Here is a 24,704-nt window from a genome sequence, read left to right as displayed (position 1 = left end):
GCCGGCGAAACGACATGGGCGGGACGTGCCGCCCCATTCCTCACATCATGCGGGCGTGCAGATTGCCCATGATCCAGATCGTGCCGCCCGCCATCAGGAGGATGATGAGCGTGGTGAAGAGGATCAGCTGAAGGTCGTCGCGGGTCGAGCGCCGCCACCCGATATGGAGAAAGAAGCGGAAATGGACGACCACCTGAACGAGGGCGCAGAGCCCGATCGTCCACCAGAGCGTCGAGGCGCTGGCCGCACCCAGGGCGACCAGCGTGAAGGGAAGCGCGGTCAGCGCCACGGCAGCCGCAAAGCCGATGAAGTAGGAGCGCAGCTCGCTGGCCTTCTCCGCTTCCCGCTCCTCCGGTGTCTGGCTCATGCGAGGCCTCCGAGCGTGACGACGGAGAAGATGCCGATCCACACGATGTCGAGAAGGTGCCAGAACAGGCCGAGCCGGAGGATGCGCAGCTTCACCTCCTGGCGAAGCCCGAAGACCTGGATCTGCACGATCATCACCGCGATCCAGACGCAGCCGGCCGCGACATGCAGGCCGTGGGTCGAGAGCAGCGCGTAAAGGGCGGAGAGCCAGCCGCTGCGCGAGGGAACGGCGCCCTGGCTCGCCATGGTCGCGAAGTCCCGCAGCTCCAGTCCGAGGAAGAGGAGGCCGAGACCGAGCGTCGCCGCGAGCCAGAGCGTCAGCCGGCCGCGCGCCTCGTCGTATTTCATGGCGATCGAAGCCATGCCGAAGGTGAGGCTCGACAGGAGGAGGACGCCCGTTTCGAGCGCCGCGCCGCCGATCTCGAACACGTCCTTCGGCCCCGGCCCGCCATCCGTCGCGCCGAGCATCGTGGCGTAGGTGGCGAACAGGAGCGCGAACAGGACGAGGTCGCTCATCAGGAAGACCCAGAAGCCGAAGACGGTCTCCTCGGCCTCTCGATGCGCTTGCGGGTCCGTGTGTCCGAGATTGAGGCCCGGATGGCGATGCAGGCTGAGCTTGCTCATATGCCGGCCGGCTCCGCGAGACCCATGTTCACGCTTGTGGTTTCCTCGTCGCGCGAGACGGGCGGCAGGCGATGCACCTGGGCGAGCCAGGCTTCGTCCTGTCGGCGCACCTCCTCGGCCGGAATGACGCGCATCGTGTCAAGCACGAAGGAGCGCGCGACCACCGCGCCGAGCGCCACCACGAGCCCCAGGATCGCCAGCCACCAGACATACCAGACGAGCGCGAAGCCCGTGGCGGCGAGCGACAGGCCGAAGACGATCCCGGTCATGGAGTTCCGGGGCATCTCGATGTCGGAATAGAAGCGGTGCCGGGGATAGGCCGTGCCGTCGAGCTTGGCCATGTGGAACGCGTCGCGCGAGGAGACGAGCGGCAGGACCGCGAAATTATACTCCGGCGCCGGGCAGGGGATGCCCCATTCCAGCGTGCGCCCGTTCCAGGGATCGCCGGCGGGCACGGCGAGGTCCTCGCGGCGGCGGATCGAGATCACGAGCTGCACGAAGAGGCTGGCGAGCGCGGCGAGGAGAAGCAGGGCGCCGATGCCCGCCACGATCGTATAGGGCAGGTATTCGGGCTCGAAGAATTCCTGCGTGCGGCGGGGCATGCCCATGAGACCGAGCGGGTAGAGCGGCAGGAAGGCGAGGCAGAAGCCGCTCACCCAGCAGCCGAAGGACACGCGCCCCCACCCCTCGTCCAGCCGGAAGCCGAAGGCCTTGGGGAACCAGTAGGTGTAGGCCGCGAGCATCCCGTAGAGGAGGCCGGGGATCAGCATGTTGTGGAAATGGGCGACCAGGAACACGGTGTTGTGCACCTGGAAGTCGATCGCCGGATTGGCGAGGAGAATGCCGGTGAGGCCGCCCACGGTGAAGAGGACCATGAAGGCGAGCGAATAGAGCATGGGCACGCAAAAGCGCACCCGGCCCCGGAACATGGTCAGAATCCAGTCGAAGATCTTCACGCCCGTGGGCACGCCGATCGTCATCGTGGCGACGCCGAAGGCGGCGTTCAGATCGGCGCTCTGGCCCATCGTGAAGAAGTGGTGGACCCAGACCGTGAAGGACAGGACCGCGATGCACATGGTGGCGATGATCAGCGCGTCGTAGCCATAGAGCATCTTGGAGGAGAAGTTGGAGATGACCTGCGAATACACGCCGAAGGCGGGCAGGATCAGGATGTAGACCTCCGGGTGCCCGAACAGCCAGAAGAGGTTGGCGAAGTTCATCATGTTGCCTCCACCGCCATTGGTGAAGAAATGCATGTCCATGTAGCGGTCGAGCGCGAGGAGGCCGGTGGCGACCGTCAGCGGCGGCAGGGCGAAGATCATCAGGATCGCCGTGCAGAGCGAGGTCCAGCAGAAGAGCGGCATGCGGAACAGGCTCATGCCGCCGCAGCGCTTCTTGTAGATCGTCACCGCCACGTTGATGCCGGTCATGGTGGAGGCCATCGAGCCGAGCGTCAGCGCGAAGATCCAGTAGTCCGGCCCGACGCCCGGATTGAAACTCGCGTCCGTATAGGGCGGATAGCCGCTCCACCCCCCCGTCGAGAACTTGCCGATCACGAGCGAGGCCATCATCAGGCCCGCGCCGCCCGCCGTCAGCCAGAGCGAGATGGAGTTGAGGAGCGGAAAGGACACGTCGCGCGCGCCGATCTGCATCGGCAGGGCGAAATTGATGATCCCGGTCAGGAACGGCATGGCCATGAAGAAGATCATGATCGAGCCGTGGGTGGAGAAGAGCTGGGCGAAATGCTCAGGCGGGAGATAGCCGGGATTGTCGAGCGCGATCGCCTGCTGCGCGCGCATCATCGAGCCCTCGACCACGCCGCGCGACAGCATCACGAGGGACAGGATCACATACATGATCCCGATCTTCTTGTGGTCGAGGCTGGTCAGCCATTCGCGCCAGAGCCAGCCCCAGCGCCCGAGCCAGGTGATGAGCACGACGACGGAAATTGCGCCGACGACGACGAGCGACGCGGCGGCGGTGGCGATGCCGCTGTAGAAGGGCAGCGCGTCGTAGGACAGGCGGCCGAAGACGAGCGGCCACCATCCCTCACTGGTCGGCATGGGCATGATCCCCGTTCGAATGGGCTGGCGTCTCGTCGGTCTGATGCCGATGGGCGGCATCGGGCCGGTAGCGGGCGACGACGGTGGAAAAGAGCGTCGGATCGACGCTGGAGAAGATCAGGCCCTTGGCCGGGTCGAACTGGAACCGGGCGCGCAGGTCCGCCAATTGCCCCTTCTGCGACACGATCGCATAGGCGCTCTGGTCGAGCGGCCGGTCGCCGGCCTTCGCCTCTGCCATCCAGCGGGCGAAATCGGCCGGCGGCATGGCGAGCGCGTCGAACTTCTGCCCCTGGAAGCCGAAGCCGTTGAACTGCGTGTTCTGGCCGAGAAGCACGCCGGGCCGGTCGGCCATGAGGTTCAGCTCCGTCACCATGCCGGCCATGGCGTAGATCTGGCTGCCGAGCGCGGGGATCATGAAGGACTGCATGACCGTGTCGCTGGTCAGCCGGAAGCGCACCGGGCGGCCGACGGGCAGCGGGAGAACCCCGATGCTGGCGACGTTCTCCTCCGGGTAGACGAAGAGCCATTTGTAATCGAGGCCGATCACCTCGACGTCGAGCGGCACCTGGTTGGAGGCGAGCGCGGCATAGGGATCGAGCGAGCGCGCCTTGCCGATGATGAGGCTCGCCAGGATGCAGACGAGCACGATCGGCACGCCCCAGACCAGCGCTTCCAGCGACCAGGAAAAGCCCCAGTCGGGCTTGTAGGTCGAGCGCGTCGCGCTCCGCCGGTAGCGCCAGGCGACGAAGGGCACGAGAAGGATGGCCGGCACGACCACCACCATCATCCAGGCCGTCACCTCGAAGAAGAGGTCGCGCTGCGTGGCGGCCACCGGCCCGTGCGGATCGAGAAAGCTGATGCCCGACCCGCAGCCGGCGAGCAGCGCCAGCGGGGCGAGCGCCGCGAGGCGGCCCGTCCATCGACGGGCGACGGGCCTCCGATGCGGCATCGCCACGGTCTCCGCTTTCCGCGAGCCTCTCGGCACCCGCATCATGCCGCGCGCCTGCCCGGGAGGGGCGACGCGCGTTCCACGCTTTTGTCCGCGACCCGAACGATCCTGCCCATCACGACCCTGTCATCTCGTTTTGATCGCTATATTGAGGCGCCGCAGGCCGGGACAATGGCCGAACGGGTGAAAACCGAGCCGGCGCCGAAGCCTCGATCCGACCGTCCGATGTCGGACCCGGCACGCCTCCCGCGACGCGCTTCGCGCCGCGAAAAGCGCGACTCCAACCCGGTTCGGGCAGGGCCGATCCCGCCGTGACGTCGAGGAGATGGGCACGGCGTCATCCTGGCCCCGGCGCCGGCGCACCAGATTTTTCGAACAACCCGTTAATCCCGTTCGTTTTCACAAGGGCTGTCACGAAGATTTTATGAGCGACGGGCATGGAGCGCGGGCCGTGGCTCCCTGTGCCAACAACCGTCTAGTATTGCAGGCTGATAAATGCCCTCCCTGAAAAATCTGTTCGTCTCAACGGCGCTGACCGCCGTCTTTGGGGCGGTCCCCGTATCGGCCTTTGCTCAGCAAGCCCATTTGAACCGTGCCGTTCCTGCTTTCGTCGACACGGGCGCGACCAACCAGCGGGGCGATGCCCGCTTCGCGACCAAGGAAACCAACGCGGCCGTCCGGTTGCTGAGCGGTTTCCTCGACATCTGGCAGCCGCGCACCCCGTTCGTGGACGCAGGAACGTCGGCCCCGGCCCGGGACGGATTCCCGGCCGTCGCGCCGACGGATTGGGACGGCATCCCCCGCAGCCCGACCGACGGCATCCTTCTCGATCAGGCCGTCCACGCCCACAACATCCAGACCGTGATCGATGCCACGCGCAACCGCACGGCCGATCAGGCGGCGGAAGCCTATCTCGACGACCGTCGCAACAAGGCCATCAGCCTCCTGGACGGGCTCGGGCCCCTCACCAGGGCCTGGGTCCAGGGCACGAAGCAGACGACCACCATCACGGGCGTCGCGGCCGACGCGACGTCGCGCAAATACGAGGACGGCGGCAACAATGCCGGCATCGGCACGAGCGGCGGCAACGGCGATCTCGGCTTGGCCGTCGATCTCGTGAACGGCGTCGGCGCCAACGCCTCGACGGAGCCCGCCAAGCGTTACTTCAAGTACGGCCGCCCCTTCCGCTGGTCCGGCGACGTCGCGCTCCTGCCGACGCTGGTGCCGGCCAAGAGCGCCTCGCCCGTCACGGACGGCGGCTTTCCGAGCGGCCACACGGCGGAAGCCTGGCGCGACGCCTTGGCGATGGCCTATCTCGTGCCGCAGCGCTTCCAGGAAATGGTGACGCGCGCCGTGCGCCTCGGCGACAACCGCATCGTGGCCGGCATGCACTCGCCGCTGGACGTCATCGGCGGCCGGATGCTCGGCACGGCGTCCGCCGTCTACAATCTCAACCGGCCCAATGGCGAGGACGGTGTCGCCTGGCAGGATCTGAAGCAGCAGGCCTATCGGCAGACGCAGGCCTGGCTGAGGAAGGAAACCAATTCCACCACGGCGAGCGATCTCTATGTCGCCGCCCATGCGGCCGATCTCGCCGCCGACCGCTTCGCCAGCCGGGACGCCAACGCCGCCTTCGTGCGCGACCGCCTGACCTACGGCTTCGCCCCGATCGCGGCGACGGATCAGCCGGCCTTCGTTCCCAAGGGCGCCGAAGTGCTCCTGGAAACGCGTCTGCCCTATCTGAATGCCGACCAGCGCCGCACGGTGCTGGCGACCACGGCGCTGCCCTCCGGCTATCCCCTGATGAACGACCCGGAAGGATACGGGCGTCTCAACATCTTCGCGGCGGCCGATGGCTACGGCGCGTTTCCCGCTGACGTCGCCGTCACGATGGACAAGAGCCTCGACGGGTTCAACGCCTTCGACGCCTGGCGCAACGACATCGGCGGCGCGGGCAAGCTGACCAAGCTCGGCACCGGCACCCTCATGCTGACCGGCCGGAACAGCTATTCCGGCGGCACGCGGGTCGGCGACGGCCTTCTCGTCGGCACCAATGGCGGCGCCTTCGGCACGGGGCCGATCCAGATCGACGCGAACGGGCAGGTCAGCCTGAACACCCCCGCCGACGGCACGATGGGCAACACGCTCTCGGGCACCGGCACGTTCGAGAAGCGCGGCGCGGGGCAGCTCACCTATCGCGGCGACGGGTCGGGCTTCACCGGCGCGACGCTGGTCAATGGCGGTCGTCTTTCGCTGAACGGCCCCTGGGGCGGCGCGGTCACGGTCGGCCGCGACGCGACGCTCGGCGGCAATGCCACGCTCGGTGGCCTGACCGTCACTGAGGGCGGCCATCTGGCGCCCGGCAATTCGGTCGGCACGATCACGGTCAACGGCAGTCTGACCCTGGCGCCGGGCTCGACCTATGATGTCGAGATCGCCAGCAACGGCACGTCGGATCGCACGGTCGTCAGCGGCACGGCGGCGCTGAACGGCGCGGCGCTGCGGGTCGCGACGCTCGACCGCACCGCGAGCTATGCCGGCGGCCAGACCTACAGCCTCCTGACGGCGGGCCGGGTCAACGGCCAGTTCGGCTCGCTCGCGATCGATTCCAGCTTCCTCAAGTCGCGGCTTCTCTACGGCCCGGCGAGCGTCGATCTCCAGTTGACGACGTTCGGCGCGCGGCCCTTCGCCGATGCGGCCGACACCGCCAACCAGCGCGCGGCGGCGACCGCGCTCGGCGCGCTGAACCCGTCTGCGGGCTCGGCCAGCCTTCCGCTCTACAACGCCGTTCTCTTCATGAGCGACGCGCAGGCGCGCCAGGCCTTCGACCAGCTGTCCGGCGAAGCCCATGCGAGCGTCCAGTCCCTGCTTCTGACGGATGCCCATGTCGTCTCCGACACGGTTCTCGATCGCCTCGCCAGCGGCGAGACCGGCGCCTTCCTGTCCGGCTACGGCACGCGGACCCGTCTCGGCGGCGATGCCAACGCAGCGTCGGTCCATGCCGATCAGGGCGGCGTCCTGGTCGGCGCGAACGGCCATGTCGGCGACGACTGGACGCTCGGAATCGTCACGGGCTGGGGGCGCTCGGCGATCGACACGCCTCGCGGCGCGGCCGACGTCACGACCTATCATGCCGGCCTCTACGGCGAGGTCGATCTCGGCAATCTGTCGCTGAAGGCGGGCGGAGCCTACAGCTACAACGAGATCGACGCGCAGCGTTCGGTCTCTCTCGGCAGCTTCTCCGACAAGCTGACCAGCGATTATCATGCCGGATCGGCTGAGGTCTTCGGCGAAGCCAGCTACGCCTTCCAGATCGATCCGCGCCTGACGCTCTCACCCTTCGCCAACCTGTCCCATGTCACCCTGTCCTCGGACGGCTTCCGCGAACGGGGCGGGGCGGCGTCCTTGTCGGCCTCCGATCAGACGGAGGACGCGACCTTCACGACATTGGGTCTGCGCACCGGCGGCACCTTCGCCGTTCAGGGCACGGAGGTGACGTGGAAGGCCATGGCGGGCTGGGTCCATGCCTTCGGCGACACGACGCCGGACCGGTCCTTGAGCTTCCGCGATGGCGGCGGCTTCACGGTCGTCGGCGCGCCGATCGCCGAGGATGCCGCCCGCCTGTCGCTCGGCCTCGGGGTCGATCTCGGCAAGGCCGCGACGCTCGGCGTGTCCTATCGCGGCGAGTTCGCCAAGGACGCCTCGTCGAACGGCGTTCGGGCGGATCTCAACATCCGCTTCTGACCCTGTCGGCCGGCGGCGGGCTCGGGCGAGCGCGCCGCCGGCCTCAAAGTCAGCCCGAGGCGGGAATGGCGTGCGCTCGGGAGGCGGCGAGAAGGAAGCGGCCGATAGAAAGGTCCTGCCGCGCGATGCCGGCGACAGGCGCGCCGGGGCGCACCCAAGGCCGGGCTGGACAAGGCCGCCTCGTCCAAGACGAGCTCCCGCGTCCGGGCTTCCGACCCGGACGGGACCATGGGCGCGCTCTCGTCAGGCGGGGTTCGGGTAGAAACCGAGGACGGATTTCGTTTCGAGATATTCTTCCATGCCCTCGCGCCCGTATTCGCGCCCGTTGCCGGAGCGCTTGTAGCCGCCGAAGGGCGCCTGGGGGTCCCAGGCCGGCGCGTTGATATGGACCTGCCCCGCGCGGATCTGGGCGGCGACGGCGCGGGCCTGCTCGAGATCGGCGCCGTGCACATGCGCGCCGAGGCCGTAGATCGTGTCGTTGGCGATCTCGATCGCCTCCTCCACGCTGTCATAGGGCAGGATGGCGAGCACCGGCCCGAAAATCTCCTCGCGCGCGATCGCCATGTCGGGGCGCACGTCGGAAAAGATCGTCGGCCGCGCGAAGAGCCCGCTGTCCAGACCGTCCGGCCGCCCCGGCCCGCCGGTGACGAGCTTGGCGCCTTCCGCGACGCCGGCCTCGATCATGGTCTGGATGCGCTCGTACTGGGCGCGGTTGGCGATGGGGCCGTGCGTCGTCGCCTCGTCTTGGGGATCGCCGACGGCAAAGCCCTCGGCCGTCTCGGCCGCCAGCGCCTCGACCTCGGCCAAGCGCGCGCGGGGCACCAGCATCCTTGTCGGCGCGCTGCAGGACTGGCCGAGATTGCGCATGGCCGAGGCGACGCCGAGCGGCACGCAGCGGGCGAGATCGGCGTCGGGCAGGACGATGTTGGGCGACTTGCCGCCGAGCTCCTGCGCGACGCGCTTCACCGTCGGCGCGGCGGCCTGCGCCACGAGGACGCCGGCCCGCGTCGAGCCGGTGATCGAGATCATGTCGACCTCCTCGTGCGAGGCGAGGGCTTCGCCGACCACCGGGCCGGACCCGTGCACGAGGTTGAAGACGCCCGGCGGGCAGCCGGCCTCGTCCATGATCTCGGCAAACAGGAGGGCGCTCAGCGGCGACAATTCGCTCGGCTTCAGGATCACGGTGCAGCCGGCGGCGAGCGCCGGGCCGACCTTGGCGGTGATCTGGTAGAGCGGCCAGTTCCAGGGCGTGATCAGCGCGCAGACGCCGATCGGCTCCTTGCATATCGCCGTGGTGCCGCGCTGCGAGACGAAGGGAAAGTCCAGAAGATTGTCCCGCGCCACGCGCAGGTGCTCGACGGCAAGCGGCACCTGCGCCTGCCGCGCATAGGAGATCGCCGCGCCCATCTCCCCGGTCAGCGCCTGCGCGATCAGCTCGGCGCGCTCCAGAACCAGCGCGTGGACGCGCGACAGGAGCGCCGCGCGCTCGGCCGGCGCCGTGCGCGACCAGCCGGCAAAGGCCTTGCGGGCGGCGCGAACGGCGCGGTCCGCATCCGCGACCGAGCCGAGCGGGATCTCCGCGATCACGGATTCGGAAGCCGGATCGACGACGCCGGCCCGCTCGCGGCCCTGCGGCTCGACCCAGATGCCGTCGATGTAGAAGCGCGAGAGATGGCCCGATTCTTCGAGATGCCGGACGGGATCGATCATTGGAAACGGTCCTTGATGCGGGAATAGGCGCCGACGATCGGCAGGAACCAGGGCTTGCCGAAAGGGCCGGGAATGGCGGGCCGCGCCGCGCGGCCGACCTCCGTGGCGTTCTGCCTGCGCCCCCGCGCCCAACGGGAGCGCGGGGGCGGCAGGGTGCCGGGACGGCAGGCATGCGACATGCCGGCGCGTCCTAGTTCAGGGATTGGTTGGAAAGCGCGAAGACGCGGGCCGGCCCGCGCGGCGGCATCGTGCCGCGAACCATGATCAGCGCGTCGCTGACCTGCGGCAGGCCGATCTCCTCGAACCAGGGCGAGAGGCCGGTGTCCAGCTCCGTGTCGATCCGCACGAAGCACCCTTCGAGCCGCGACAGGGCGGCCTCGATCAGGAGGCGCGCGTCCTCTGCCGAGGGGGCGATGACGGGGCCGACGACATGGCCGCGTCCCCAGACACGCGAGACGGCATAGCCCGCGACCGCACCGTCGCGCAGGAGAACCTGCGCCTCGCCGGCGTCGAGAAGCCGCTCCAGAAGCAGGCGGCGCGGGGCGCCGGTCGCCTCCTCGTCGAGACGCAGGACCGCGCCGAGATCGGTTGTTTCCATCGGGCGCACGACGTCTGGCGAGGGGGCCTCGACGCGGCGTGACAGAAGGCCCTGGTGCTGGTGGATCGTGCCCACGGGCTCGAAGCCGCGCCGCAGGTAGAGCGGCTGGCCTTCCGGCGTCGAGTTGAGAAGCAGGACGCGCGGCCCGGCCGCGTCGAGAAGCGCGTCCATGAGCTTGGCGCCATAGCCGCGCCCCTGCGCCGCGCCCGATACGATGATCATGCCGATCGTCGCGAAATCCGGCCCATAGGGGAACCAGGCGGCGGTGGCGATCACCTCGCCTTGGCGCTCCAGCACGAAGCCCCGGCCGACCTGCAGGGCGAAGTCCCAATCCTCCATCCGATAGGGCCAGCGCAGATCCACGGACAGCTTGTGCGCGCCCGGCAGATGGCGGGTGGAGAAGGGAACGAGTGCGACGTCGTCCGTCGCGATGTCGCGATCCCGGCTGGCGGTTTCCATGCGGCGTTCCCGCCTTTCCGATGCGTTTTGCGAGGCAGAGGGGCTGCGGCGACCTGCGTCGGCCCCATGCGCTCGATGGGAGGAAGCGGCGGGTCCGGCCCTTCCGGGAGGGCGAGAACCCGGGCGATGTGGTTCGGGTCGTAGGGTGATCCGGGAGAGGCCGAAGGTTCTACCGCAGACCGGGCGGCTTTCGGTATCTTCCTCCGAACTTCCCCGATCTACGGCACGAACGGCCCGCCCGTTTCTCTACCCTTGGCCCATTCCCAATGGAGGCGCTGATATGGTGGAGGACATTCTGGCGACGCTGGTCGGCTTTCCGTCCGTCGTCGGCACGCCCAACGGGCCGATCACGGACTGGATCGTCGAATATTGCCGGTCCCACGGCGCCGTGGTCCATGTGCTTCCGGGGCCGGAAGGCGACCGGGCCAATCTCTTCGCGACGATCGGCCCGGCCGACGTGCCGGGCTATGTCCTGTCGGGCCACACCGACGTCGTTCCCGCGACCGAAAGCGGTTGGAGCGCCGATCCCTTCACGCTGCGGGGCGAGGGCGATCGCCTCTACGGGCGCGGCACGACGGACATGAAGGGCTTTCTCGCCTGCGCCCTCGCAGCGCTCCCCATGCTCGCCGCCACGCCGCTCCGGCGCCCCCTGCATCTCGCCTTCTCCTATGACGAGGAAGCGGGCTGTCGCGGCGTGCCGCACATGATCGCCGAACTGCCGAAGCTCTGCGCCAAGCCGCTCGGCGTTCTCGTCGGCGAGCCGAGCGGTCTTCAGGCCGTGCTCGCGCACAAGGGCAAGGCGGCGGCGCGGCTGGAGGTGAAGGGGCGGTCCGGCCATTCCTCGCGTCCCGACCAGGGGCTCAACGCCGTCCATGCGATGGTCGGCGTGCTGGGCGAAGCGGTGGCAGAGGGGCGCGCGCTGGAAGCGGGTCCGTTCGACCCGCGCTTCGCGCCGCCCTATTCGACGCTTCAGGTCGGCATCGTCACAGGCGGGCGGGCGCTCAACGTGATCCCCGACCATTGCACGGCCGAGGTCGAGGTGCGCGCCATCGCGGGGGCGAACCCCCGCGCGCTCCTGGAGCCGCTGCGCGCCCGGCTCGGCGCTCTGGAGGCCGAGGGCTTCTCGGTCGGCTGGAGCGAGCTCTCCGCCTATCCCGCGCTGGCGCTTTCGCCTGAGAGCGCGCTCGCCGCCCTGATGGGCGAGCTGACCGGCCGGCCCCTGATCGAGGCCGTCAGCTACGGCACGGAAGCCGGGCTCTTCCAGGACGCGGGCCATGATGCCGTGATCTGCGGGCCGGGCGACATCGCCCGCGCGCACCGCCCGGACGAGTTCATCACGCGCGGCGAACTGGAGGCGTGTCTGGCGATGATCCTGCGACTCGGCGAAAGGCTGCGCGCATGAGCGTCCGCCCCGTCTTCCTGTTCAACTCGACCCAGGAGCGCGCCGCCGTCTTCGCGCCGGCCTTCGCGGCCGATCTGCCCGAGGTCGATTTCGTGACCGACGCCGCCGCCGTCGAAGCCGACGACGTGCGCTATCTCCTGACCTGGACCATCCCGCAGGACCTGGCCCGCTATCGCAATCTGGAGGTCGTCTTCTCGATCGGGGCGGGGGTGGACCAGTTCGACACGGTCGGCCTGTCGCCGAGGGTCGCTCTGGTGCGCATGGTCGAGGACGGCATCATCCGCATGATGCAGGAATATGTCGCCCTGGCGGTTCTCGCCCTTCACCGGGACTTGCCCGCCTATCGCGCGCAGCAGGAGGCCGAGGTCTGGCGAGCCCTGCCGCCCCGGCAGGCGGAGGAGCGGCGCGTCGGGTTTCTGGGGCAGGGCATGCTCGCGCAGGCGGCGATGGAGCGGTTGAAGCCCTTCGGCTTCCCGCTCGCCGGCTGGAGCCGCTCGGCCCGTAGCCTGGAGGGCGTCGAAAGCTTCCACGGCGCGGACGGGCTCGGCGCCTTCCTGGCGCGCACCGACATCCTCGTCTGCCTCCTGCCCTTGACGGACGAAACGCGCGGCATCCTCGACGCCGATCTCTTCGCCCGGCTGCCGCAAGGGGCGGCGCTCGTCCATGCCGGGCGCGGGCCGCAGCTCGACGCTTCGGCGCTTCTGGCCGCGCTCGACGCCAAGCATCTCTCGGCCGCCATGCTCGACGTCACCGACCCCGAGCCGCTGCCCGCCGGCCATCCGCTCTGGCGCCACCCGCAGGTGATCGTTACGCCGCATGTGGCGAGCGTGACGCAGGCCGGCACCGCCGCCCGTGCCGTGATCGACAATATCCGCCGCCACCGCTCCGGCGAGCCGATGATCGGCCTCGTCGATCGCGCGCGCGGCTACTGACCCCATCCCCCTTACAGGAGACCTGATCCATGTCGCTGATCGTTCCGATCGACACCAACCCGAGTTTCGAGCCCAAGCCCGCCGTTCCCCTGCCCGAGCGCCTGATCTCGGGCTCGCCCAGCTTCAAGACCTGGGCGCAGGACGATTCCAACGGCGAGAAGGTCAAGACCGGCATCTGGGAAGCCACGCCCGGCGAGACCCATTCGATCAAGGGCACGACCTTCGAGTTCTGCCACATCCTCGCCGGCCACGTCGAGATCGTGGAGAAGGACGGCCCGACCTACACGTTCCGCGCCGGCGACAGCTTCGTCATGAAGCCCGGCTTCGTCGGCGTGTGGCGCACGATCGAGACGGTTCGCAAGATCTACGTCTGCGTCTACGAGTAACGATCCTCCGCCGGGCCGGCGGCATGGCCGCCGCGCCCACGGGTCCCGCCTATCATCGAGGAGCCTCATGAAGACCCATCGCATCGCGCTCGTTCCCGGCGACGGCATCGGGCCGGCCGTCATCGACACCGCCTGGACCGTGCTCGAACGGGCCGCCGCCTCGCGCGGCTTCGCGCTCGAGGCGACCCGCTTTCCCTGGTCCTGCGCCTTCTATCGCGAAACCGGCGCGATGATGCCCGCTGACGGCATCGAGACGTTGCGTGGCTTCGACGCGGTGTTTCTGGGCGCGGTCGGATGGCCGGCCGAAGTGCCCGATTCCGTGTCGCTGCACGGCCTCTTGCTGCCGATCCGCAAGGCCTTCACGCAATATGCCAACATCCGCCCGCACCGCCTTCTGCCGGGCGTCGAGGGTCCCTTGCGCAAGGAGGGCTTCGACATCCTCTGCATCCGCGAGAACACCGAGGGCGAATATTCGGGCGCGGGCGGCCGGGTCCATGTCGGCACGCCCGACGAGGTGGCCGTGGAGACCGCCGTCTTCACCCGGCGCGGTGTCGAGCGCATCCTGCGCTTCGGCTTCGAGCAGGCGCGCGCGCGTCGCGGCAAGCTGGCTTCCGTCACCAAGTCCAACGCCCAGAAGCACACGATGGTGTTCTGGGACGAGATGACCCAGGCGATCTCGGCCGACTATCCGGACGTCGAGGTCACGCCCTACCATATCGACGCCATGGCGGCGCGCATGGTGATGGCGCCCGAAACGCTGGACGTCATCGTCGCCTCCAACCTCTTCGGCGACATCCTCACCGATCTGGGCGCCGCCATCCAGGGCGGCCTCGGCTTCGCGGCCTCCGCCAATATCAACCCGGACCGCACCGCGCCCTCCATGTTCGAGCCCGTCCACGGCTCGGCCCCCGACATCGCGCATCTGGGAATCGCCAACCCGATCGCGACGATCTGGTCGGGCGCGATGATGCTGGAGCATCTGGGCGAGCGCGACGCAGCAGCGGACGTGATGCGCGCGGTGGAAGCGGCGACCGCGCAGGGCATCGGCACGCGCCCCGGACAGGACAAGACCGACGCGATCGCCAAGGCCGTCCTCGACGCCTTGAACTAACGGAAGGATGACGACATGCAGTTGAAGGACAAGGACCTCCTGCGCTTCCAGGGGCTGATCGGCGGCGCATGGGCCGACGCCCGCTCGGGCGCGACGGTGGACGTCGTCGACCCCGCCACGCAAGCCTCGATCGGCACCGTGCCCGACATGGGCGAGGCCGAGACGCAGGCCGCGATCGAGGCCGCCGAGCGCGCCTTCGGCCCGTGGAAGCGCAAGACCCATGCCGAACGCGCCGCGCTGATCGAGGCCTGGCACGCGCTGATGATCGAGCACGAGGAAGACCTCGCGCAGATCCTCACCATGGAACAGGGCAAGCCGCTCACCGAGGCGCGCGGCGAAATCCGCTACGGCGCGAGCTTCGTGAAATGGTTCGCCGAGGAGGCCCGGCGCATCGGCGGGGCGACCATTCCCTCGCCGACGGCCGACCGGCGCATTCTCGTCCTGAAGGAAGCGGTCGGCGTCTGCGGCATCATCACGCCCTGGAACTTCCCGAACGCGATGATCACCCGCAAGGTGGCGCCCGCGCTCGCGGCCGGCTGCACGGTCGTCATCAAGCCCTCCGAGTTCACGCCCTTCTCGGCGCTGGCGCTCGGGGTCCTGGCCGAGCGCGCCGGCATTCCGGCCGGCGTCGTCAACATCGTCACCGGCATGCCCACCGGCATCGGCAAGGCGCTGATGGAATCGGAGGCCGTGCGCAAGATCTCGTTCACGGGCTCGACGCGGGTCGGCGCGCTCCTGATGCGCGGGGCGGCCGATACGATCAAGCGGCTCAGCCTGGAACTCGGCGGCAACGCGCCCTTCATCGTCTTCGACGATGCCGATCTCGACCTCGCGATCGAGGGCGTCCTGATCTCGAAGTTCCGCAATGGCGGCCAGACCTGCGTCTGCGCCAACCGCATCCTCGTCCAGTCCGGCATCTACGACCGCTTCGCCGAGAAGCTCGCCGAACGCGTCCGGGGCATGAAGGTCGGGCCGGGCACGGAAGAGGGCGTGGCGATCGGCCCGATGATCAACGCGGCGGCGATCGAGAAGATCGAGCGTCACGTGGCCGACGCCAAGGCCAAGGGCGGCCGCATCCTCGCCGAAAGCGTGGCCATGCCGCAGGGAGCGCAATATGCGCGCCCCGTCGTCATCGGCGAGGCGAACCGCGACATGCTGCTGGCGTCCGAGGAAACCTTCGGCCCCGTCGCGCCGCTGTTCCGCTTCGAGCGCGAAGAGGAGGCGATCGAGATCGCCAACGGCACGCCCTTCGGCCTAGCCGCCTATTTCTACACCGAAAGCCTCTCGCGCGCCTGGCGCGTCGGCGAGGCGCTGGAATTCGGCATGGTCGGCCTCAACACCGGCCTGATCTCCACCGAGGTCGCCCCGTTCGGCGGCGTGAAGCAGTCCGGCCTCGGCCGTGAGGGCTCCCATCTCGGCATCGAGGAATATCTGGAGGTGAAGACCCTCCACATGGGCGGCATCCGCCAGGCCCCCTGATCCTCCCTCCACCCCGCGCGGGGCGCCCGGCCGGGCGCTCCGCCGACCCGCCGCGCGCGTCGCCGTTTCCGAGGTATTGCGGCTCGATCCGCGTCCTCGACATCTGTTCGTCACCGACGACGTCATCACCGGCTTCGGGCGCACCGGCTCGCTGTTCGCGGGCGAGGGCTTCGTGCCGGCCCTCATGACGTTCGCCAAGGGCCTGACGCCGGGCTCCTGCCCGATGGGCGCGATGTTCCCGTCGGACAGGGTCGACGGAGACGATCGCGGCCTGCGCCCGCCCGCCGTCCCTTCCGCAGCGCGCTACATCATCTCGGGCCGCCTGATCGCCGAGCCGTCCGTGAAGCGGTCGGTGCGGTAGGCGTCGATCTCGACGAAGGGCGTTTCGTTGGTCGCCAGCTCGCTCGCCAGCCGGCCCGCGCCGGGGCCGAGCGCGAAGCCGTGGCCGCTGAAGCCGGTGGCGATCGTCAGGCCCCGCACCGCGTCCGGATTGCCGACCACGGGCACGAGGTCGGGCGAGGTGTCGATGAGCCCCGCCCAGGCGCCCGCCACGCCGATGCCCGAGAAGACCGGGAAGTCGGCGACGAGGGCGCGGATCGCCTCGTCCACCAGCGCCTGCTGCGGGGCGGGGTCGAGGATGCGCATCCGCTCGAAGGGCGAGGTCTTGTCGAAGTCCCAGCCGCCCCAGGCGTCGGGTCCGCTGAAGAACTGGCCGTTGAGCCGATACTGGATCTTCTTGCCGATCTTGGCCTTCATCATCTCGCGGAATTTCGCGGCATAGCGGATGCCCTGCGGCGCGAGATTGACGACGCCGTGCCCCGGCACGGAGATCGTGTAGCCGCCGTCGAGCCGCCGGCGCAGCGCGTAGCCCGCGCCCGTCACGCAGCCGGCCTCCACCACCTCCGGGGCCGGCGTCGTGCGCAGGGCGGTGCCCTCGATATTGGCGACGGGCAGGTCGATGCCATGCCGGCGCAGGAAGCGCGAACTCCAGGCGCCGCCCGCCAGAACCGCCGCGTCCGCGCGGATCAGCCCGCGCTCGGTCCACACGCCCTTCACCTGCCCGTTGGCGATGTCGAGCCCGCGCACGGCGCAGTTCTGGTGAAGGGACACGCCGAGCGCCTTGGCGCCCTCCACGATGGCGGGGGCCGCCATGCCCGGCTCGCCGCGCCCGTCGGTGGGCGACCAGAGCCCGCCGATCCAGGGCGTGGTGCTGCCTTTCATGCGCTCGCGCGCCTCGGCCTGCGTCAGACTCACATTGCGGAACCCCATGGCGCGGGCCTTGGCGTTCCAGGCTTCCCAGCGCGCCAGCTCTGCCTCGTCCTTGGTGACATACAGGCAGCCGGTGCGGCGAAAGCCGAGATCGGCGCCGATCTCCCCGCCCAGCTCGCCCCAGCGCCGCAGGCTGTACATGGCGAGCGGCAGTTCGTGCAGGGCGCGGTTCTGCTGGCGCACCCAGCCCCAGTTGCGGCCGGACTGTTCGCCGGCGACGATGCCCTTTTCGAGAAGCGCGACGGCAAGACCCTTGCGCGCCAGTTCATAGGCGGTGGACGCGCCGACGATGCCCGCGCCGATCACCACCACATCGACCCTTTGCGGAAAGGCGGGACTGTCCTCGACGCGGTTCACGTGGATGCGCATGACGGACCTCTTTCGAAAGGATGGGAGGCCGCCGGCGCGGCCTCGCGAGGGTAAAAGGCGGGACGCGAGAGCAGACCCCGCACCGTATCGGCTCGGCCCCGCGCCCTCCGGCGGAGCCCAATGGCTTCGAGCGTCCGGCGGCTGTGGCGCACAGGACGACAGGGCGAGACGGGTCCTCTCAGAGCCCGACGACGCCCGGCAGGCCGCCGATGTCCTCGATCTTGGGATGGCCATGGTCGGGGGTGGCCGGCTCGTGGCCCCTGTTCACCCGGACCTTGTTCCTGATGCCGAGATCATGGGCCGACATCGGGTCGTTCGGACGCAAACTCGTCATGCGCGCGGGTCCTTCGGGAAAAAGGGGGAGGGCGACGCGCCGACGGTAGTGCCGAAATGGCCGGGTGGATCACCGATTTCCACCGGGCCCGAGCAGGATATTGCGATTGTCGGGTCGCTTTCGGCACGGGGACATCAGGCGCGAGCGGGCTCTACGTGCTGTCCCTGATCACCAGCCGCAGGGGGACGTGTTCCGAGATTGCCGGGCCGGAGCGCTCCAGCAGGCGCCCGGCCAGAAGCTCGCCCGCGCGCCGCCCGATGGCGGCGCCGTCGATGGCGATGGTGGAGAGGGAGGGCGTCATCTGGGCGGCGAATTCGCTGTCGCCCATGCCGAGGATCGCGAGATCGTCGGGCACGGTGAGCCCGAGGCGGCGGGCTTCCAGAAGCGCGCCGATGGCCAGGAGGTCGTTGGCGAAGAACACGGCGTCGGCCTTCGCGTCGGAGGCCACGAGTTCGCGCAGGACGACGTGCCCCTCCGACATGGAGCGGACATGCTCGACCTCGCGGATGACGACGACCTCCGCGCCGAGTTCGCGTGCCCGCGCCTCGAAGCCCTTCAGCCGCAGCCGCCCGCGCCCGCCGCTGCGCCCGACAAAGGCGAGGCGGCCACGCCCGCGCGAGACGAGATGCTCGGCCGCCATGCGCCCGCCATCCGTGTTGGAAATGCCGACCAGCATGTCGATGGGATCGCGCGGGAAGGCCCAGCTTTCCACCACGGGCACGCCGAGTTCGCGCAGGAATTGCCGGTTGTCCTCCAGTTCCACGACGCCGGTGAAGAAGACGGCTGCGGGCTTCAACGCGCGCAGCGAATGCACCGCCGCCGTTTCGCGCGCGTAGGAATAGGAGGTCTGGCCGATCATCAGCTGATAGCCCGCCGCTTCCAGCACCTCGCCGCAGGCATCGGCCGCCTCGTGATATTGCTGGCTGACAAGGTTGGAGACGAAGGCGGCGACCACGCTGGAGCGGCCCGAGCGCAGGGCCGAAGCGTGCGGGTTGGAGACATAGCCCGTCTTTTCCACGACGGCCCGCACGCGCTCCAGCGTCGCGGGCGAAACGAGGCCGGGCGAGCGGAGCGCGCGCGAGACGGTGATGGGCGAAACGCCCGCCTCGCGCGCGACATCCTCGATGCGCGGCGGGCGGGCGATCAGCGCGGCGTGGCGTTTCGTCGGCGCGGGTTTGGCGGCGGGGCGAACGCGAACGACCTCGTCATAGGTGGGGAGGGGCGGAGCCTCCCGCTGGTCCGTCGCAGTCCTTGCCCCGTCCGTCATGAAGGATCGCACGTCCTCGTTGAAACCTTAGCCGGCCTCGCCGACGATGCGGGCCACTTGGATCAGACAATCGCCCGATCGGCAATCGGTGTGGAGCCGGCGCGACAGGACGATGCCGCCGCGCTGGAAGCGCAGCTCCTCTTCCGGCCGGTCGATGCGCTCGAAATCATGATACCAGCCGGCGAGATCGCCCGCCTCCACCCGGTCGCCAAGTGCCACAGCGGGCTCGAACCAGCCGCGATGCGTGGCGAAGATCGCCTGCTCGTGGCTCTCCAGCGCAAGGATCGTCATGGTCTCGAAGGCGCTCGGGTCGGTGCCGAAGGGCGGCGTCTCCACCATGCCGAGTTTCAACAGGAGATTGTCGAGCGCGCGCTCGGTGCCCCGCACGCTGTCGCGCGTCGCCGTGCCCCCGCCGCCGAACTCGCCCGACAGGCCGATCGCCCCGGCCCGCGCCGCGCCGGCCATGGAGGTCGGCGCGCTCGCGCCGTTCTCGGCGACGAAGCCATAGGCGAGGCCCATGGCTTTCATGAGGTCCAAGGCGCGGGCGAAGCGCTCAGGGGGGCCTTGCCGCTCGATCAGGGCGCAGGGCAGATGCTCCATGGAGGTGCCGCCCGAATGAAGGTCCACCACGACGTCGTGCCGGGGGAAGAGCTCGCTTTCCAGGAAATGCGCCATGCGGAAGGTCGGCGTGCCCGAGGGGTCTCCGGGGAAGGCGCGGTTGAGATTGCCCTCGTCCAGCGGCGAGCGACGGCGCGCGGCCATGACGGCCGGATGGTTGGCGAAGGGCAGGATCGTCAGTTCGCCCCGGATCATATCGGGCTCGATCCGGCGCACGAGCCGCGTCAGGCAGATTTCGCCTTCGTACTCGTCGCCATGGTTGCCGGCCATGAGAAGAACGCGCGGGCCGGACCCGTTGCGGATGCGGCAGATCGGGATTTTGACCTGATAATAGGGCGAGCGATCGACCGAAAAGGGAATGCCGAGATGGGACAGGTGCTTGCCGTCCCGCTCGAAATCGATCGAATGAAAAAGACCGGTGTGCATGGGTGCCTCCGCCTGGGAGCGCGCGCCGCGCCCGCCCGGCCGAAAGAGGGGGTCAGAGAGCTGCGATCGCGGTCATCTCGACGCGCAGGTCGGGATCGGCGAGCCGGGCTTCCGTGCAGGCGCGCGCCGGCGGCTCGCTCTGATCGACCCAAGCGTCATAGATGACGTTCATCGCGTCGAAATCGGTGATGTGGGGCAGGAAGACATTGACCGCGACGAGCCTGGACTTGTCGGTGCCCGCTGCCGCCAGAAGCGCCTCGATCTTGGCGAGCACTTCGCGCGTCTGCACCTCGATCGTGCCCTTACGGGTGTCGGCCACCTGGCCGGCGATATGCACCATGCCGCCATAGGCGACGGCCTGCGACATGCGCGGGCCCTTCTGAAAACGCTGGATCATGGGTTCGTCTCTTCGTGTTTTGGGGAGAGAAAGCGTGTGGGGCTGCTCAGAGCGTCGGCAGCGGCGCGGCTTCCTTGAACCACTTCATCTGCAGCGTCTGCAGCTTGCCGTTCATGCGGTTGTAGAAGAGGTCGGTGTTGATCCAGTTCAGGAGGTTCTGCTCGCCCTGCGCGACCGCCGCATGGGCGGGGGACTGGCGAATGGCGAATTTCAGGGAAACGCCGGCATCGGCGCCCGAGACGTTCAGCGCGATGGCGCTGTTTTCGGCGAACATCTCGACCTGGCCGGCGCGGAAGGCGGCGATGGCGCTCGGGGCGTCCTCGAAGCGGACGATATTGGCGCCCTTGGCATTGTCGGTCAGCCAGACGTCGAGCGTCGAGCCCTTGGCCACCGCGATGGAATGGCCCGCCAGATCGTCCGGCTTCTCGAAGGCCGGCGCGTCGCCCTTGCCATAGACGCCGAGCTGCACGGCGACATAGGGCTGCGAGAACATGACCTGCTGCGCGCGCTCCGGCGTCGCGCCGGCGGCGGCGATGAGCACGTCGATCTTGTCGGACAGGAGGCTCGGGATGCGGCTCGGGCCGGTGACTTCCACGATCTCGAGCTTGACGCCCATGTCGGCGGCCATGAGCTTGGCGAGTTCCACGTCGAATCCGGTCAACTCGCCCGACCCGTCCTTGAAGCCCCAGGGCGCGGAATCGGCGAGAACGCCGATGCGCAGCGTGCCGGCGGACAGAACGTCCTGGAGCTTGTCGGCGAAGGCCGCGCCGGCGGGAAGAAGGGCGAGCGCAAAGGCCGAGGCGGCGAGAAGAGTGCGGAAAGCGCGCATGGGGTCAGTCCTTTGAGGGGAAGGGAAAGGGGGATCAGTGCTGCGAGGCGCCGATGAAGCTGGCGAGCTCGGGTGTTTTCGGGCCGGCGAAGATGTCGGCCGGCGTGCCGTGCTCCCAGACGCGGCCCTCGTGCATGAAGACGATCTGCGAGGCGACGTTGCGGGCGAAGTTCATCTCGTGCGTGACGAGGATCATGGTCATGCCCTGCCGGGCGAGGTCTTCCATGACCTTGAGCACCTCGCCGACGAGTTCCGGGTCCAGTGCGGAGGTCACCTCGTCGAAGAGCATCAGATGCGGCTCCATGGCGAGGCACCGGGCGATGGCGACGCGCTGCTGCTGGCCGCCCGAAAGCTGCGCGGGATAGCTGTCGATCTTGGCTTCCAGGCCGACTTGGGCGAGCACCCGCCGCGCCAGCTCGCGCGCCGGCTCGCCCTTGGCGACGCGCCCGCGCAGACCGGGGGCGAGCGTGATGTTCTTTTCGACGCTCAAATGCGGAAAGAGGTTGAACTGCTGAAACACGATGCCGACGCGCTGGCGCAGCTTGCGCAGGTCCGTCGTCGGTGCGTGGACCAGTTCGCCCTCGATGCGGATTTCGCCGCTGTCGATCGCCTCCAGCCCGTTGATGCAGCGCAGAAGCGTGGACTTGCCCGAGCCCGAGCGGCCGATGATCGTGACGATCTCGCCCTTCTCGATCGGCAGGGTGACGCCCTTCAGGACTTCGAGCTTGCCGAAGGTCTTGCGGACGTCGGTGATGTCAACGAGCGCCATCGAGGCGTTCCTCCAGCGAGCGCGACCAGAGGGTCAGCGGAAAGCACAGGGCGAAGTAGATCGCGGCGACGCAGGCATAGGCGGCCAGCGGCTGGAAGGTCGCGGCCGAGGCGATCTGCCCGGCGCGCGCCAGTTCCACGAAGCCGACGATCGAGGCGAGCGAGGTGTTCTTGACGAGCTGGACGAGGAAGCCGACCGTGGCCGGCAACGCCAAGCGGAAGGCCTGCGGGCCGATCACATGGCGGAACTGCTCCCAGCCGGTGAGCCCGAGGCAGGCGCCGGCCTCCCATTGCGCGGAAGGGATGGCCTGGATCGCGCCGCGCCAGATTTCACCCAGAAACGCCGCCGTATAGAGCGCGAAAGCGACGGTGACGGAGGCGAGCGCCGAGACCTGGATGCCCGTCAGAACCGGCAGGCCGAAATAGAAGAACATGATGAGCCCGAGAACGGGCACGCCCTGCACGATCTGGAGAAAGCCCGTGGCGATCCAGCGCGAGGCTTTCGCACGGGCGGTGCGGGCGAGCGCGAGAGCCAGCGCGAAGGGCGCGCCGACGGCGAGGCTCAAGACGACGAGAACGAGCGTCCAGCGCAGCGCGGCGAGAATGGTGAGGACGTCCTGAAGGGTGAAACCACGCATCGCGTCTCTCCTCAGCGCCCGGTCGGCCAGCGGAAGGCGAGACGCTCCACCGCGAAGAACATGCCCTTCATGAGGAGGACGAGCGCGAGGTAGATCCCGCAGACCAGCGCATAGACCTCGAAGGAGCGATAGGTCCGGCTTTCCACGAAGCCGGCGGCGTGGAACAGCTCCTCGGCCGAGACCTGCGAGGCGAGCGAGGTGCCCAGAAACAGAAGCACGATCTGGCTGGTCAGCGAGGGAAAGACGTTGCGCAGCGCCGGCGGCAGGATGACATGGCGAAACACCTCCCAGCGCGTCAGCCCCAGGCACTGGCCAGCTTCCAGCTGGCTGCGCGGGATGGAGGCGAGCCCCGAGCGCAGGATTTCGGTGGCGTGCGCGCCGAAATAGATCGAGAGCGCGGTGGCCGCCGCATAGACGGGCGGGAGGCGCAGCCCGGCAAAGGGCAGGACGAAGAAGATCAGGAAAATCTGGATCAGCGTCGGCGTGTTGCGGATGATCTCGACATAGGCGCGCACGAGAAAGCGCAGCGGCGCAAAGCGGCTTTGGGCCGCGCTGGCGCAGGCCGCGCCGATGAGGAGCCCGACCAGGGTCGCGATCAGGGTCAGGAGAAGCGTGACGAGAACGCCGTGCCAGAGCACGTCGTCATAGCGCCAAAGCTGGGAAAAATTCAGTCGATTCATGGGCTTTCGGGGCGAGCGGGCGAGGGGACAGGCCCCGGTCCCGCACGGAGGCGGGACGGGATCGAGGGTGGGCACGGCCTCGCCGATCCGGTCGTTTGACCAGAAAAGAGGCGGGATGATTTTTTCATCGTGACAACGTTGTCATAGCTGGCCGCACGATGATAACGTTGTCAAGCAGCTTCTCGTGCAAACCTCATCACGACCCCGTGGAGACGTTCATGACAGTGCCATCCCCGATTTCCCGCCGCCTCGCCCTCAGCGCCGCGGCCGCATGTCTCGGCCTCTCCGCAACGCTCCTCGGGGCCGGCGGAGCAGAGGCCGCCGCCAACTGCATCAAGGGCGACCGCAAGGCGCCCTATACGGTGGGCTGGGCGAACATCTATTCCGTGCCGACCTGGATGAAGCAGACCGAAGGCACGATCACGACCGAGGTCGAGGCGCTGAAGAAGGACGGGCGCGTCAAGGACCTGATGGTGACGGACGCGCAGGGCAACGCGCAGACGCAGATCCAGCAGATCCAGTCCATGATCGACGCTAATGTGGACGCGATCGTCGTGATCGCCGGCTCCTCCACCGCGCTCGATCGCGTGATCTCGGACGCCTGCGACAAGGGCATCGCGGTGGTGAACTTCGACAGCCTCGTCGATACCGACAAGGTGACCGCCAAGATCAACACCGATTCCAACGAATGGGGCTCCAAGGCCGCGCAATGGATGGTGGATCAGCTCGGCGGCAAGGGGAAGATCATCATCATGAACGGCCCGGCGGGCGTCTCGGTCAGCGATGATCGCCGCAAGGGCGCGCAGCCCGTGCTCGACGCCAACAAGGGGCTGGAGGTCATCACCGAGACCAACACCGAATACAACGTCGCCCCGGCGCAGGAGGCGATGACGAGCCTTCTCTTCGCCAACCCGGAGATCGACGGCGTTCTCTCACTCGGCGGCGCGCTGTCGGCGGGCGCGCTTCTGGCCTTCGACCGGCAGGGCCGCGAGCCCGTGCCGACGACCGGCGAGAACGCCCGCCAGTTCCTCGAACTCTGGAAGGAAAAGGGCATCAAGGGCTGGGCCACCATGCAGCCCAACTGGCTCGGCGCGCTCGCCGTCTACACGGCGGTTCAGGCGCTGGACGGCAAGCCCGTGCCGGCCTTCGTCAAGGTGCCGCTGCCGGTGATCGACGATTCCACCATCGACACCTATCTCGCCCGCGCCAGCGAGTTCCCCGCCGACGGCTATATCTACTCGGCCTATGACAAGGCGCTCTTCGACAAGCTCCTGGCGCAGTAAGAC

General features: G+C 68.7%; 22 protein-coding genes and 3 pseudogenes. 9 read left to right on the top strand and 16 right to left on the bottom strand.

What is annotated here, in order from left to right; genetic code table 11:
- Positions 1 to 40: 40 nt before the first annotated feature.
- Genes cyoD through B146_RS24615 form a run of 4 tightly spaced genes read right to left on the bottom strand, consistent with a single transcriptional unit; the run spans position 41 to position 4,002 of the window.
- Positions 41 to 367, bottom strand: a complete 327-nt coding sequence (gene cyoD, locus B146_RS0100945) for a cytochrome o ubiquinol oxidase subunit IV (RefSeq protein ID WP_019994528.1) — start codon at positions 365 to 367, stop codon at positions 41 to 43.
- The gene (locus B146_RS0100940) at positions 364 to 990 is read right to left on the bottom strand and encodes a cytochrome c oxidase subunit 3 (protein WP_019994527.1); all 627 of its coding nucleotides are present in this window, start codon (positions 988 to 990) and stop codon (positions 364 to 366) included. The genes cyoD and B146_RS0100940 overlap by 4 nt, the downstream gene beginning before the upstream one ends.
- Positions 987 to 3,059, bottom strand: coding sequence for a cbb3-type cytochrome c oxidase subunit I (locus tag B146_RS24620; protein ID WP_019994526.1), 2,073 nt, complete (start codon positions 3,057 to 3,059; stop codon positions 987 to 989). The genes B146_RS0100940 and B146_RS24620 overlap by 4 nt, the downstream gene beginning before the upstream one ends.
- On the bottom strand, positions 3,040 to 4,002 hold the full coding sequence (locus B146_RS24615; RefSeq protein WP_019994525.1) for a cytochrome ubiquinol oxidase subunit II family protein: 963 nt from the start codon (positions 4,000 to 4,002) through the stop codon (positions 3,040 to 3,042). The genes B146_RS24620 and B146_RS24615 overlap by 20 nt, the downstream gene beginning before the upstream one ends.
- Before the next feature lie 495 nt (positions 4,003 to 4,497).
- Between B146_RS24615 and B146_RS29665 the strand changes: the two are divergent.
- Together B146_RS29665 and B146_RS29660 are read left to right on the top strand one after the other, a co-directional pair.
- Positions 4,498 to 6,339: pseudogene (locus B146_RS29665) on the top strand (phosphatase PAP2 family protein); the annotation flags it as partial.
- Between the two features lie 459 nt (positions 6,340 to 6,798).
- On the top strand, positions 6,799 to 7,746 hold the full coding sequence (locus B146_RS29660) for an autotransporter outer membrane beta-barrel domain-containing protein (RefSeq protein ID WP_244498143.1): 948 nt from the start codon (positions 6,799 to 6,801) through the stop codon (positions 7,744 to 7,746).
- 243 nt (positions 7,747 to 7,989) lie between these two features.
- Here the strand turns inward: B146_RS29660 and B146_RS0100920 are convergent, their stop codons facing one another.
- From B146_RS0100920 to B146_RS0100910, 3 genes are read right to left on the bottom strand one after another with little or no spacing between them, the layout of a single operon-like run.
- Complete coding sequence (locus B146_RS0100920; RefSeq protein ID WP_019994523.1) at positions 7,990 to 9,456, bottom strand: aldehyde dehydrogenase family protein; 1,467 nt, start codon at positions 9,454 to 9,456, stop codon at positions 7,990 to 7,992.
- The gene (locus B146_RS0100915; protein WP_019994522.1) at positions 9,453 to 9,635 is read right to left on the bottom strand and encodes a hypothetical protein; all 183 of its coding nucleotides are present in this window, start codon (positions 9,633 to 9,635) and stop codon (positions 9,453 to 9,455) included. The genes B146_RS0100920 and B146_RS0100915 overlap by 4 nt, the downstream gene beginning before the upstream one ends.
- Positions 9,636 to 9,646: 11 nt before the next feature.
- Positions 9,647 to 10,513, bottom strand: coding sequence for a GNAT family N-acetyltransferase (locus B146_RS0100910; RefSeq protein ID WP_019994521.1), 867 nt, complete (start codon positions 10,511 to 10,513; stop codon positions 9,647 to 9,649).
- A 280-nt stretch (positions 10,514 to 10,793) separates the two neighbouring features.
- On the opposite strand from B146_RS0100910, the gene argE reads away from it, so the two are divergent.
- The 6 genes and pseudogenes from argE to B146_RS29655 all read left to right on the top strand — a co-directional run.
- Positions 10,794 to 11,915: an acetylornithine deacetylase gene (gene argE / locus B146_RS0100905; protein WP_019994520.1), complete on the top strand. Its 1,122-nt coding sequence runs from the start codon at positions 10,794 to 10,796 to the stop codon at positions 11,913 to 11,915.
- Positions 11,912 to 12,847: a 2-hydroxyacid dehydrogenase gene (locus B146_RS0100900; protein WP_019994519.1), complete on the top strand. Its 936-nt coding sequence runs from the start codon at positions 11,912 to 11,914 to the stop codon at positions 12,845 to 12,847. The genes argE and B146_RS0100900 overlap by 4 nt, the downstream gene beginning before the upstream one ends.
- 29 nt (positions 12,848 to 12,876) lie before the next feature.
- On the top strand, positions 12,877 to 13,233 hold the full coding sequence (locus tag B146_RS0100895) for a cupin domain-containing protein (protein WP_019994518.1): 357 nt from the start codon (positions 12,877 to 12,879) through the stop codon (positions 13,231 to 13,233).
- Positions 13,234 to 13,300: 67 nt separating this feature from the next.
- Positions 13,301 to 14,344 (top strand): tartrate dehydrogenase, encoded by a 1,044-nt coding sequence (locus B146_RS0100890; RefSeq protein ID WP_019994517.1) that lies wholly within the window; start codon positions 13,301 to 13,303, stop codon positions 14,342 to 14,344.
- Between the two features lie 15 nt (positions 14,345 to 14,359).
- Positions 14,360 to 15,823, top strand: a complete 1,464-nt coding sequence (locus B146_RS0100885) for an NAD-dependent succinate-semialdehyde dehydrogenase (protein WP_019994516.1) — start codon at positions 14,360 to 14,362, stop codon at positions 15,821 to 15,823.
- A 103-nt stretch (positions 15,824 to 15,926) separates the two neighbouring features.
- A pseudogene (locus tag B146_RS29655) lies at positions 15,927 to 16,076 on the top strand (aminotransferase class III-fold pyridoxal phosphate-dependent enzyme); the annotation flags it as partial.
- A 50-nt stretch (positions 16,077 to 16,126) separates the two neighbouring features.
- Here the strand turns inward: B146_RS29655 and B146_RS0100875 are convergent.
- The 9 genes and pseudogenes from B146_RS0100875 to B146_RS0100830 form a co-directional block, all read right to left on the bottom strand.
- A complete protein-coding gene (locus B146_RS0100875; protein ID WP_019994514.1) occupies positions 16,127 to 17,461 on the bottom strand; it encodes an NAD(P)/FAD-dependent oxidoreductase in 1,335 nt (444 codons plus the stop codon).
- A 178-nt stretch (positions 17,462 to 17,639) separates the two neighbouring features.
- Positions 17,640 to 17,774: pseudogene (locus tag B146_RS28180) on the bottom strand (haloacid dehalogenase type II); the annotation flags it as partial.
- A 172-nt stretch (positions 17,775 to 17,946) separates the two neighbouring features.
- Entirely contained in the window at positions 17,947 to 19,062 is a 1,116-nt protein-coding gene (locus tag B146_RS0100865; RefSeq protein ID WP_019994512.1) for a LacI family DNA-binding transcriptional regulator, read from the bottom strand.
- 27 nt (positions 19,063 to 19,089) lie between these two features.
- Complete coding sequence (locus B146_RS0100860) at positions 19,090 to 20,106, bottom strand: succinylglutamate desuccinylase/aspartoacylase family protein (RefSeq protein ID WP_019994511.1); 1,017 nt, start codon at positions 20,104 to 20,106, stop codon at positions 19,090 to 19,092.
- A 52-nt stretch (positions 20,107 to 20,158) separates the two neighbouring features.
- Entirely contained in the window at positions 20,159 to 20,503 is a 345-nt protein-coding gene (locus B146_RS0100855) for a RidA family protein (protein WP_019994510.1), read from the bottom strand.
- Between the two features lie 46 nt (positions 20,504 to 20,549).
- Positions 20,550 to 21,332, bottom strand: a complete 783-nt coding sequence (locus B146_RS0100850) for a transporter substrate-binding domain-containing protein (RefSeq protein ID WP_019994509.1) — start codon at positions 21,330 to 21,332, stop codon at positions 20,550 to 20,552.
- Between the two features lie 34 nt (positions 21,333 to 21,366).
- Entirely contained in the window at positions 21,367 to 22,101 is a 735-nt protein-coding gene (locus B146_RS24605) for an amino acid ABC transporter ATP-binding protein (protein WP_019994508.1), read from the bottom strand.
- Entirely contained in the window at positions 22,088 to 22,738 is a 651-nt protein-coding gene (locus tag B146_RS0100835) for an amino acid ABC transporter permease (protein ID WP_019994507.1), read from the bottom strand. The genes B146_RS24605 and B146_RS0100835 overlap by 14 nt, the downstream gene beginning before the upstream one ends.
- Positions 22,739 to 22,749: 11 nt before the next feature.
- The gene (locus B146_RS0100830) at positions 22,750 to 23,418 is read right to left on the bottom strand and encodes an amino acid ABC transporter permease (RefSeq protein ID WP_019994506.1); all 669 of its coding nucleotides are present in this window, start codon (positions 23,416 to 23,418) and stop codon (positions 22,750 to 22,752) included.
- A gap of 218 nt (positions 23,419 to 23,636) precedes the next feature.
- On the opposite strand from B146_RS0100830, the gene B146_RS0100825 reads away from it, so the two are divergent.
- Positions 23,637 to 24,701, top strand: coding sequence for an ABC transporter substrate-binding protein (locus B146_RS0100825; protein ID WP_019994505.1), 1,065 nt, complete (start codon positions 23,637 to 23,639; stop codon positions 24,699 to 24,701).
- Positions 24,702 to 24,704: the final 3 nt, after the last annotated feature.

It is taken from the genome of Aureimonas ureilytica DSM 18598 = NBRC 106430, from assembly GCF_000382705.1.
GTDB lineage: Bacteria > Pseudomonadota > Alphaproteobacteria > Rhizobiales > Rhizobiaceae > Aureimonas > Aureimonas ureilytica.
Note: the sequence above shows the minus strand (reverse complement) of the source record. Positions and strands in the feature narration are given on the sequence as shown.